We start from the raw sequence: 10,750 nt of genomic DNA, 5'->3' as shown, positions 1-10,750 counted from the left end.
TGCAACGCCCCCAATCATATAAGAGTCACCCGCCAGAATTAATTCTTCAAACCACCGTGCAACGCCGCTTCAAAGCTGGACATCAGGGACGACTTCTCCTGTCACGCCAAACCGAGGTTTAGCGCGTGGGGTCGTTCTCACAGACAGACAACTCCGCCGAGGGAAATGCTTGATTTCCCTCGTCTTCATCCTTGGGGATGGAAGTGCGTTACCCCTTCAACTTACTCGGGGCGCTGCGGGAATCAACGCAGATTCGAGTCGCAAATTGCACTTAAATTAGTTGACTCGCGCAAACCCCCGTCAGGACTAGAGAAAAGGTTTTTTTTGCCAGCGAGGGCTGCAAAAACTGCCTGGGGAATTGGGTTTCAGACAGCAAGAAGGCGAGGTAGCCGTAGCCGCCTCGCCTTTGAAATCGTTCGATTTTCTTGCAACACCCGTAATGCGGGTATTGGAGTAGCGTGTAAAAAAGTTAGAACGGAGAAGGGCTTAACCACTCATCCGTTCAAAGACTTTCTTAGGCGGCCGACAGCTTCTTCAGCTGGGCCGACAGACGGCTGACCTTACGCGAGCCGGTGTTCTTGTGAACGACGCCCTTGGACACGGCGCGCATCAGTTCCGACTGAGCGGTGATGAAAGCAGCCTTGGCAGCTTCCACGTCGCCGCCGGTGACAGCTTCTTGGAACTTGCGCAGATAGGTGCGGACGCGGGTACGGCGTGCTTTGTTCACTGCAGTCCGCGCTTCGATCTTGCGGATCGCCTTGCGGGCGCCGGCGTTGTTAGCCATTTGAAAAACCTTCGAACGATGTGCGCCACGATCCCGAAGGACCACGGCGATAAAATCTCAAGAGCGCGCGGCTATAGCGGAAACCCGTGAGAGGGTCAACGCAAACCGGCTGGAATTGAGTCGGGGCGGGGATTCAAGCCCCGCAGTCCCGACCCGTCGACCTTTATAGTGGACCGAAATCAGCGGCTGGTGAAGACCGGCTTACGCTTTTCGACAAAGGCGGCCATGCCTTCCTTCTGATCTTCGAATGCGAATAGCGAGTGGAACAGGCGGCGCTCGAACTGCAGGCCTTGCGACAGGGTGGTGTCGAAGGCGGCATTGACCAGCTCCTTGTTGGCGATGACTGCCAGCGGCGACTGGGCTGCAATCTTGGCGGCGGCCTTACCGGCTTCTTCCAGCAGGACATCGGCGGCCACCACGCGCGACACCAGACCGGCGCGCTCGGCTTCGGCGGCATCCATCATGCGAGCGGTCAGGCACATGTCCATGGCCTTGGCTTTGCCGACAGCGCGGGTCAGGCGCTGCGAGCCACCGATGCCGGGGGCGACGCCCAGATTGATTTCCGGCTGGCCGAACTTGGCGGTGTCGGAGGCGATGATGAAGTCGCACAGCATGGCCAGCTCGCAACCACCGCCCAGGGCATAGCCCGACACAGCGGCAATGATCGGCTTGCGGAAGGCGGCGATGCGGTCATGGGCGCGGGCAAAGAAGTTTTCCAGATACATCTGGGCATAGGACTTGTCCGACATTTCCTTGATGTCGGCACCGGCAGCGAAAGCCTTGGCCGAGCCGGTCAGCACCACGGCACGGATGCTGTCGTCCTTTTCGGCGGCTTCGAGAAAGTCGCCCAGATCACCCAGCAGTTGCGAGTTGAGGGCATTAAGCGCCTCGGGGCGGTTCAGCGTCACCACGGCATAGCCGTCGGCATGACGCTCGATCAGCAGGGTGGAATAGGTGTCGGCCATCAGGCGCTCCTGTGAACGGGGATTATGGAAGCGAGGTCTAGCGCCTCGCGATGAGAGATAAAAGCAAGAGGCTATGCCTTCTGGCACTTCGGGCAGAAGAAGGTCGAGCGACCGCCCTGTACGATGCGCGTGACGGTGCCTGTACAATCCGTGGTGCGACAGGGCTGGCTCTCGCGGCCATAAACGTCGAAGCTGTGCTGGAAATAGCCTTGGCCACCCTCGACATTGGCAAAGTCCTTGAGGGTGGAGCCACCCGCATGGATAGCATCTTCCAGCACGCGGCGTACCTCGGCGGCCAGTCTTTCAAGACGGGGCTTTGAAACCTTGCCCGCGGCGACCTCGGGATGGATGCCGGCGCGATACAGAGCCTCGCACACATATATATTGCCCAGGCCCGACACGATTGACTGGTCCAGCAGGCTGACCTTGATGTTCTGTTTGCGTCCGTCAAAGGCCTCGGCCAGATGCGCGCCCGAGAAATGGTTGCCCAGGGGTTCTGGACCCAACTGTTTGAACCACGGGTGGTCATCCACCTGACCGGTGGGGATGAGGCCCATAAATCCGAAGCGTCGCGCATCGGCATAGGCTAGGCGGGTCAACTGGCCATTAATATCGGCACAGGCGACGAAATGCTCGTGCTTGCCGGTGACCGGCGGCGCGTCCTCGAAGTGGCCCAGTGGATCGCCATCCAGTGTAAAGCGACCGGTCATGCCCAGATGTGTGATCCATGTCTCGCCGGTCGATAACGGCATCAGCAGATATTTGGCCCGCCGGTCGATCCTCAGGACCGTGGCCCCTTCCAGTCGTTCGGTGAAGCGTTCGGGAAACGGAAAACGCAGATCGGGGCGGCGGATCAGCACGCGCGACAGACGCGCCCCTTCGGCAACGGGGGTCAGGCCACGGCGGACGGTTTCGACTTCGGGTAATTCGGGCATGACGAAAGAATTAGGATGTCGGGTTGTGAAGGTGAAGCGGGCTTTTATCGGCGGTTGTCATTTTCGGGTTTTCGGGCGTAGCGTGGCCACCGGAGAATAGTGCGTCGCAGAGCGCAAGAAAGAGGACTGTCGATGGCTGAAAGTGGCGCATCGCAACACAAGCCCTCAGGGATCAAGCGGGTCGAACTGACAATCCGTGCCTTGATACTGGGCTGTTTGCTGGCGGCGGTGTTTACCGCAGCCAATACCTATCTGGGCCTGAAGGTCGGACTGACCTTCGCCTCGGCCATTCCGGCGGCGGTCATTTCGATGGCCCTGCTGCGGGCTTTTAAAGGCTCGACCATCTGGGAAAACATGACGGTCCAGACCGTCGCCTCGGTCGGCGGCGCGATGAGCTCGATCATCTTTGTCCTGCCGGGCCTGGTGATGATCGGCTGGTGGATGAACTTCCCGTTCTGGGAAAGTGTCGCCATCTGCGTTCTGGGCGGTGTGTTGGGGGTGACCTTCTCCATCCCGCTGCGTCGCACGCTCGTGACCAAGGGTGATCTGCCTTATCCTGAAGGTGTGGCGGCAGCAGAGGTTCTGAAAGTCGGCTCGCCGGGTGAAGAGCAGAGCGAGTCTGCGGTTCGCGAGAATAAGTCGGGCCTGTGGATTGTGGTTGGAGGTGCGCTTGCTTCGGCCGTGTTCGGTTTTCTGGCCGCAGCCAAGGTTTTCGCCGAACAGACAGCGGCCTTCTTCAAGCTTCCGGCGGCTCTGGGCGGCGGGGCGACGGGTATCGGTTTTTCCATGCAGTTTGCCCTGTTGGGTGCAGGGCATCTGATCGGTCTTGCTGTGGGTCTGACCCAGCTATTCGGTCTGGCTCTGGCATGGTTGATCTTTGTGCCGATCCTGACCTCGGGAGCCTATATTGACTGGTCAACCGCGCAAGGCATGACGACGGTCGCCGCGGGCGTGCCTGCCGATGCCGGTGCACAGGGTCTGGCCATGGCTGTCTGGTCACAAGAAGTGCGCTTTATTGGCGCGGGCGTGATCGGTGTGGCCGCTCTGTGGACGCTGGCCAAGCTGGCGGGTCCGCTGGTGGCGGGTCTGGCCTCGGCCTTTGCGGCACAGGACAAGCGCGCCCATGGCGAGGCGCTGGACCTGACAGAGCAGGATATTCCGATCAAGATTGTCGGTCTGCTGTCCCTGCTGGCGCTGGTGGGGATTGCTGTCCTGCTGGGCGTGTTTGCTCAAGGTACGGCACTGGCCGACCATGCGGCCCTGCTGGTGATCGGCGGTCTGGCCTATGTAGTGGTGATCGGTTTCGCGGTCGCGGCCATCTGTGGCTACATGGCGGGTCTGATCGGTTCGTCCAACAGCCCCGTTTCGGGCGTGGGCATTCTGGCCATCGTCATCGCCTCGCTGCTGATGCTGGGCGTTCTGGCCATTGCCAATGTGCCTGCCGATCCGTCGATCATCGCCTTTGCGCTTGTAGTGACGGCGGTGGTGTTTGCCGTGGCGGTCATTTCCAATGACAACCTGCAAGACCTGAAAACCGGCCAACTGGTCGAGGCCACGCCGTGGCGCCAGCAGACCGCTCTTCTGGTCGGTGTGGTGGCCGGTTCGTTGGTCATCCCGTTCGTACTGGATATGATGAACCAGGCCTTTGGCTTTGAAGGCGGCCCGCCCGCCATCGTCGAAGGGGCCCAGACACTGGCTGCACCTCAGGCCACCCTGATCTCGGCACTGGCCAAGGGCGTCATCAGTGGCGACCTGCGCTGGGACCTGATCGGTCTGGGGGGGCTGATCGGTGTCGGTATCATCATTCTGGATCTGATCCTGCGCAGTGCCACCAAAGACAAGGTGAAGCTGCCGCCTCTGGCCGCCGGTATCGGTGTCTATCTGCCGGCCTATGTCACCACCATGCTGGTGATCGGTGCGCTCTGCGGCTGGATTTACGACAAGGCGATCGCCTCGACCCGCTTTGCCGATGTGGGGCGCCGTATGGGCGTGCTACTGGCCTCGGGTCTGATCGTCGGTGAAAGCCTGTTCGGCGTCTTTACGGCCGCCGTCATCGTCTCCACCCGCAACGAAGCCCCTTTCGCCCTGATCGGCGAAGGCGGCGCATGGCCTGCCATGTGGGCGGGTCTGGTGGTGTTTGCACTGATGGTGTTCGGTCTCTATCGCTGGACGATGAGCCGCGCGGCCAAGGTATAAATCCTAAAGGGCGGCGGCCAATGCGGTGGCCGCCCGACTGGGACTGCGTTCCTTGTGTCTCAGCAGATGAAACGGCCGCTCGGGCATTTCCAGCGGCAAGCGGACCAGCCGCCCGGCTTCGATTAGGGGGCGGGCGGCCAGTTCCGAAATACAGGTCACCAGTGTGCTGGCCGCCACCGCCGTCAGAATGGCCTCGTTAGACGGAAGAACCATGGAAATTTTTAATTGGTCGGTGGCTATGCCTTGCGGCAGGGCGGCTTGAAACTCGCTGCGTGTACCGGATCCGTCTTCGCGCAAGACCCAGTCCAGTCCGGCTATGTCGCGGGCCCTTAGTGGCCTCTCATGGCTGGCCAGTGGATGATCGGGGCTGGCGGCAATAATCAGCCGGTCGGAACCGACCTTTTGGCGTGACAGCTTGGGGGCATCCTCGGCCCCTTCGATAAGACCCAGTTCAGCCTCACCCGATAATATCGCCTCGATAACGCGGTGGGTATTGCCCATCGATAGCTGCAGTTCGATATCGGGATGTTCCTGCTGGAACGCGGCCATGCGCTGGGGCAGCCAATAGGCGCAAATCGTCTGACTGGCATGGATGCGGACCAGACCGCGGCGCAGGCCCGCCAGATCATCCAGCAGGTTTTGGGCGGCCTCGGCGCGATTCAGCACAGCGCGAGCCTCGGGCAAAAACGCCTCGCCGACCGTATTCAGAACCAGCCCGCGCCCTACGCGATCGAACAGTTTTGTGTTGTGCCGTGTTTCCAGAGCGGTGATCGCTGCACTGACAGCGGACTGGGTCAGATGAAGGGCTTCAGCGGCGCGCGTCATATGCTGGCGCTCGGCGACGGCGACAAAGATGCGGAGTTGTTCGAGCGTCATGCTCGATCAATCGAATTTAACGATCATTAAATCAATAACAATGCGTTAGATTGATGATTTGGTGAGTGAGATAAAGGCGGTATGACCCAAACAACGCCCATCATGGCCCATCCTTCTTCCTCAAGTTCACGCCTTATGGCTCTTCTTCCCGGTGTCGCCTTGAGCGCGCTCGTGGCGCTGGTCGCCTTTGGGCTTCAGAAGCTGGAGCTGGCGGTCATCGGCTTTGCGTGGATTGAAGCACTGGTGCTGGCCATCCTGCTGGGTGCGGCCATTCGAATCTTCTGGTCGCCGTCAGATCGCTGGATGCCGGGCATTCGTTTCAGCGCCAAGACCCTGCTGGAAGTGGCGGTCGCGCTTCTTGGGGCAACCGTATCGGGTGCCGCGGTTGCGGCTCTCGGTCCCTGGCTGTTGCTGGCCATTATGGGTGTGGTCGTGGTGGCTATTGTTGCGGGCTATGCCATTGGCCGTGCCTTTGGTCTGCCCCATGCCATGGCGCTTTTGGTGGCGTGCGGTAACGCCATCTGCGGGAACTCTGCTATTGCCGCCATTGCTCCCACTATCGAGGCCGAGGGCGAGGATGTGGCAGCGGCCATCGGCTTTACGGCGGTTCTGGGTATTGTCGTGGTATTGCTGGTGCCGGTGGTAGGTAGCCTGCTGGGCTATAATGCCACGGGGGTTGGCGTACTGTCGGGTCTGACCGTCTATGCCGTGCCTCAGGTTCTGGCGGCGGCGGCTCCTGCCGGAGCGGTGGCCATCCAGACGGGAGCTGTGGTCAAGCTGGTACGCGTACTGATGCTGGGGCCGGTGACGCTGGTTCTGGGCCTGATGCATGCCCGCCGCGCCAAACTGGCGGACAATAAAGACGGCAAAAAAATCAAACTGTCGCAACTGGTTCCGTGGTTCATTGTCGTGTTTCTGGCGCTGATGGTACTGCGCTCTATGGGCGTTATCCCCGATGTCGTGTTGGTGCCGCTGGATCATGCCGTCACGGTTATGACGGTGGTGGCCATGGCCGGTCTGGGCCTGATGGTTGATCCGCGCTCTGTTGCACGGGCGGGGCCGCGTGTAGCAGCCGTCGCGGCCATCTCGGCACTGATGATCGGTGGCTTTGCAGTGGCCGCGATTGCCCTTTTGGGGCTGGGCTAAGCCTCGCTCATATTAGACCGTTTTGTGACCATCTAACCCCCGCTCTGGCCTTTTGACTTCCGGCACTGTAATAGGCGCACCGAAATCCTTCCCATATCTGCATCTAGTTGCAGCGGCGCGGGCCTCCCGTGACCGAACACAGTCCGCCCGAGCCCGAAATGAACCTTCGTAACGTCGCTATTATCGCACACGTTGACCACGGCAAGACGACCATGGTTGACGCCCTCCTGTCCCAGTCGGGCATTTTCCGCGCCAACGAGGCGACCACGGAACGTGCCATGGACTCCGGCGATCAGGAAAAAGAACGCGGTATCACCATTCTTGCCAAGTGCACCTCCATTCTGTGGAACGGTAAGACCGGCGAAACCCGCATCAACATCATCGACACCCCGGGTCACGCCGACTTCGGCGGCGAGGTCGAGCGCATCCTGGGCATGGTGGACGGATGCGTCCTGCTGGTTGACGCCGAAGAAGGTGTGATGCCGCAGACCAAGTTCGTTCTGACCAAGGCCCTGCGCATGGGCCTGCGTCCGATCCTGTGCATCAACAAGGTTGACCGTGCACACGCCGATCCGGACCGCGTTCTGAACGAAACCTTCGACCTGTTTGCGGCTCTGGGTGCCACCGACGAACAACTCGACTTCCCGGTCATCTACGCATCGGGCCGTTCGGGCTGGGCCTCGATGGACTTCAACAATCCGAAAGACAACCTGCACGACCTGTACGAACTGATCGTCGCGCACGTGCCGCCGCCTGCCGCTCAGGAACGCGTCACCGAGCCGTTCCAGATCCTGAACGTGCTGATCGAGTCCGATCCTTTCCTCGGTCGCATCCTGACGGGCCGCGTCCACTCGGGTAAGGCTGTTCCGGGTATGGCCATCAAGGCTCTGGACCGTAACGGCAAGCAGATTGAACAAGGCCGTATCACCAAGGTTCTGGCCTTCCGTGGTCTGAAGCGTCAGCCGGTGGATGAAGCCGAAGCGGGCGATATCGTCGCCATCGCCGGTATGTCCAAGGCAACCGTGGCCGACACCCTGTGCGCTCTGGAAGTCAACGAAGCTCTGCCGGCCCTGCCGATCGATCCGCCGACCATCTCGATGACCGTTGGCGTGAACGACAGCCCGCTGGCCGGTCGTGAAGGCGACAAGGTCCAGTCGCGCGTCATTCGTGACCGTCTGCTGAAAGAAGCCGAAGCCAACGTGGCTATCCGCATCACCGAAACCCAAGGTTCTGACGCCTATGAAGTCGCCGGTCGTGGCGAACTGCAACTGGGTGTTCTGATCGAGAACATGCGCCGCGAAGGCTTCGAACTGTCTATCTCGCGTCCGCGCGTGGTTTATCAGAAGGACGAGAACGGCCAGCTGATGGAACCGATCGAAGACGTCATGATCGACGTGGACGAAGAGTTCTCGGGCATCGTGATCGAGAAGCTGTCGGCCCGTAAGGCTGAAATGACCGATATGGGTCCGTCGGGTGCCGGTAAGACCCGCATCCAGCTGAAATGCCCGTCGCGTTCGCTGATCGGCTATCAGGGCGAGTTCCTGACCGACACCCGTGGTTCGGGCGTTCTGAACCGCGTCTTCTCGCACTACGAAGCGCACAAGGGTGCGATCGAAGGCCGCCTGAAGGGCGTTCTGGTCTCGAACTCGGACGGTGACACCGCAGCCTATGCTCTGTGGAACCTCGAAGAGCGCGGCGTGATGTTCGTCGGTGCTGGTGAAAAGACCTATCAGGGCATGATCATCGGCGAGAACTCGCGTTGGGACGACCTGGACGTTAACCCGATCAAGGGCAAGCAACTGACCAACGTCCGCGCCTCGGGCAAGGACGAAGCCGTTCGCCTGACCCCGCCGCGCAAGATGTCACTGGAACAGGCCATCGCCTATATCGAAGAAGACGAACTGGTTGAAGTGACCCCGAAGAACATCCGTCTTCGCAAGGAAATCCTGAACCCGTCGTTCCGCAAGAAGCGTCAAAAGCCTGAGTAAGCTTTAGCTTACGAAGTCAGGGGCGGCTCGAAAGAGCCGCCCCTTTTTCGTGCGCGTCGCTTACTCAGGTTTTTTGCTTTGTCCCTATCGCTCGCCCCGCGGGGGCGAGCTGCTTGAGGGGCAAGAAAGGGAGCGCGGGTGTCTGTTCTTGGTGCTGTGTTGGGGTGGGGGTTGTCTACTTTTTCAAGCCGAGCAGGCCCAGCCAGCCCTTGCTGGTGAGAAGGGCAACGTCGAGTAGGGCGAGCGGTAGCGGCGTGGTGGTGCTGGCGGCGATGAATTTCGGGCGCCAGTTAGGACCGAACTTACTCTTATAGGCGCGCAGGCCCTGAAAGCCGTAAATGGCATTGGCTTCTTCAAAGATCAGAGCCCCGACCCGTGCAAATACAGGCGAGGTGCGACGGTCTTCGAGGCCGGACAGTGGGGCCATGCCGAGATCCAGATGATCGATGCCCGTCTCGCGGCACCACTGGGCGATACGCGTGAACATATAGTCCATCACCCCGTGGGGACCATCGGGCGTATAGCGCATCAGGTCGATCATCGCCTCCTTGTTGCCTGCCCCCATCAGCAGGTTGGAAAAGGCGATCACCCGCCCCTCTTCGCGCACAATGGCGACGGGACATGCATTCAGATAATCGATGTCGAACCGGCCCAGCGAGAACTCCTTTTCGGAGCCCTCATGATGGTCAAGCCAGGCATCGGATATGGCGCGCAACTCCTCGGCGATGGCATAGCTCTCGCCCGGTGGCAGGACCGAGAACTGGGAGCCGCTGCGCTCGGCACGGTTGACGGCGGTGCGCAGGTTCTGCTTGCCCTTGCCTTCGGTCGAGAAACAGTGGGTTGGCACTACGGCCGCTTCGCCGACCTTGCGGACGGCCAGACCCAGAGTGGCCAGATCGGCCAGCACGGTTTCGCTGACCGAATAGAAGACCGGCGAACCTCCATAACTGTCGGCCAGTTCGGCAAAAGACCATAAAAGCTCCAGCCTTTCGGCAACCAGACCGGCAGGTTCGCTCATGGCGATCCAGCGGCGTCCGCGCACACGATAGGCCAAAAAGCTCTGGCCGGAGGGCGAGAACAGCAATGCCTTATCGCCCAGAAGGGCCAGTCGAGCCTCCGGTGAGGCCACCTCGGCGCTTTTGAGAGCGTCTCTGGCGCGCTCGACCTCTGCGGGTTTGGCCGGGCCGTGGCTTCTGGCACCGGGGGCCGACAGCAGCGAACGGAAGGCCACGACCAGAGTCAGAATCGACAGAACCACGACGGCCCGCAGGAAGCCCGAGGCCTGGCTGTCCGTCAGGAAAGACCACCACAACTCGTCCTGATAGGGGATTTCGCGATAGGCAAAGAAGCCGAGCCAGATCATGGCAATAACCGCTGCGACCAGCATCAGCAGCCAGCCGGGGCGCAAGGGTTCTCCCAGTCGGGAGCGGCGGTTAAAGGCCGAACGGCAGGGCCATAACAGGGCCGCGACCACCAAAAGCTCGAGCGCCTGCATAAAGTTCAGGCCCTTGAGGATCGAAAAAACGGCACCGCCCATAAGAGCCAGCAGGGCGGCATAATAGGCCCCGCGTCTGCGTCGCCATAGGCCCGCCGAAATGAACAAAAGCAGGAAGCCGGTGATGCTGGCGGCGAAATGGCTGAGGTCGATAATTGCCGGCTCCGCCCAGCGACCTAACGCGTGCAACCGGTCATTAAATTCCGGCGTCACGGCAGATAGAAGGATGAGCGCGCCCAACAGGAAGGATGCAATGGCAAATAGCTGTGGCGTCAGTTCATAAGCCAGCCCGCCGAGGCGGCGTGCGATGCGGGGCAGGTTCTGGCTTTTCTTTTGGGTCATGCAAAGCGGAAGGCAAGATGAAG

At 60.7% G+C, this 10,750-nt stretch carries 8 protein-coding genes; 3 read left to right on the top strand and 5 right to left on the bottom strand.

Annotated features, from left to right (window positions below; translation table 11 throughout):
- Positions 1-514: 514 nt before the first annotated feature.
- The 3 genes from rpsT to mutM all read right to left on the bottom strand — a co-directional run bounded on the left by rpsT (position 515) and on the right by mutM (position 2,684).
- Positions 515-784 (bottom strand): 30S ribosomal protein S20, encoded by a 270-nt coding sequence (gene rpsT / locus WEU32_RS14715; protein ID WP_312138452.1) that lies wholly within the window; start codon positions 782-784, stop codon positions 515-517.
- Positions 785-963: 179 nt separating this feature from the next.
- A complete protein-coding gene (locus WEU32_RS14710; RefSeq protein WP_406852416.1) occupies positions 964-1,749 on the bottom strand; it encodes an enoyl-CoA hydratase in 786 nt (261 codons plus the stop codon).
- 71 nt (positions 1,750-1,820) lie between these two features.
- Positions 1,821-2,684 carry a bifunctional DNA-formamidopyrimidine glycosylase/DNA-(apurinic or apyrimidinic site) lyase gene (gene mutM, locus WEU32_RS14705; protein ID WP_406852415.1) on the bottom strand — a complete coding sequence of 288 codons (864 nt, stop codon included), beginning with the start codon at positions 2,682-2,684 and terminating at the stop codon, positions 1,821-1,823.
- 132 nt (positions 2,685-2,816) lie between these two features.
- Here mutM and WEU32_RS14700 point away from each other — a divergent pair, with 132 nt between their 5' ends.
- The gene (locus WEU32_RS14700; RefSeq protein WP_406852414.1) at positions 2,817-4,880 is read left to right on the top strand and encodes an OPT family oligopeptide transporter; all 2,064 of its coding nucleotides are present in this window, start codon (positions 2,817-2,819) and stop codon (positions 4,878-4,880) included.
- A 3-nt stretch (positions 4,881-4,883) separates the two neighbouring features.
- Here the strand turns inward: WEU32_RS14700 and WEU32_RS14695 are convergent, their stop codons facing one another.
- Positions 4,884-5,756 (bottom strand): LysR family transcriptional regulator, encoded by an 873-nt coding sequence (locus WEU32_RS14695; protein ID WP_406852413.1) that lies wholly within the window; start codon positions 5,754-5,756, stop codon positions 4,884-4,886.
- Between the two features lie 135 nt (positions 5,757-5,891).
- Between WEU32_RS14695 and WEU32_RS14690 the strand changes: the two genes are divergently transcribed.
- Together WEU32_RS14690 and typA are read left to right on the top strand one after the other, a co-directional pair.
- Positions 5,892-6,902, top strand: coding sequence for a YeiH family protein (locus WEU32_RS14690; protein WP_406852412.1), 1,011 nt, complete (start codon positions 5,892-5,894; stop codon positions 6,900-6,902).
- 158 nt (positions 6,903-7,060) lie between these two features.
- Positions 7,061-8,890 carry a translational GTPase TypA gene (typA, locus tag WEU32_RS14685; RefSeq protein ID WP_312138442.1) on the top strand — a complete coding sequence of 610 codons (1,830 nt, stop codon included), beginning with the start codon at positions 7,061-7,063 and terminating at the stop codon, positions 8,888-8,890.
- 175 nt (positions 8,891-9,065) lie between these two features.
- Here the strand turns inward: typA and WEU32_RS14680 are convergent, their stop codons facing one another.
- Positions 9,066-10,727, bottom strand: a complete 1,662-nt coding sequence (locus WEU32_RS14680) for a phosphatidylglycerol lysyltransferase domain-containing protein (protein ID WP_312138440.1) — start codon at positions 10,725-10,727, stop codon at positions 9,066-9,068.
- Between the last annotated feature and the right edge of the window lie 23 nt (positions 10,728-10,750).

This window comes from Brevundimonas sp. BH3 (assembly GCF_045345115.1).
Taxonomy (GTDB): Bacteria; Pseudomonadota; Alphaproteobacteria; order Caulobacterales; family Caulobacteraceae; genus Brevundimonas.
Note: the sequence above shows the minus strand (reverse complement) of the source record. Positions and strands in the feature narration are given on the sequence as shown.

Excerpts from the sequence above, each read along its gene's own strand:
- WEU32_RS14700 (WP_406852414.1), top strand. The coding sequence starts at position 2,817 with ATGGCTGAAAGTGGCGCATCGCAACACAAGCCCTCAGGGATCAAGCGG.
- mutM (WP_406852415.1), bottom strand. The coding sequence starts at position 2,684 with ATGCCCGAATTACCCGAAGTCGAAACCGTCCGCCGTGGCCTGACCCCC.
- typA (WP_312138442.1), top strand. The coding sequence starts at position 7,061 with ATGAACCTTCGTAACGTCGCTATTATCGCACACGTTGACCACGGCAAG.
- WEU32_RS14680 (WP_312138440.1), bottom strand. The coding sequence starts at position 10,727 with ATGACCCAAAAGAAAAGCCAGAACCTGCCCCGCATCGCACGCCGCCTC.
- WEU32_RS14695 (WP_406852413.1), bottom strand. The coding sequence starts at position 5,756 with ATGACGCTCGAACAACTCCGCATCTTTGTCGCCGTCGCCGAGCGCCAG.
- WEU32_RS14710 (WP_406852416.1), bottom strand. The coding sequence starts at position 1,749 with ATGGCCGACACCTATTCCACCCTGCTGATCGAGCGTCATGCCGACGGC.
- WEU32_RS14690 (WP_406852412.1), top strand. The coding sequence starts at position 5,892 with ATGGCTCTTCTTCCCGGTGTCGCCTTGAGCGCGCTCGTGGCGCTGGTC.
- rpsT (WP_312138452.1), bottom strand. The coding sequence starts at position 784 with ATGGCTAACAACGCCGGCGCCCGCAAGGCGATCCGCAAGATCGAAGCG.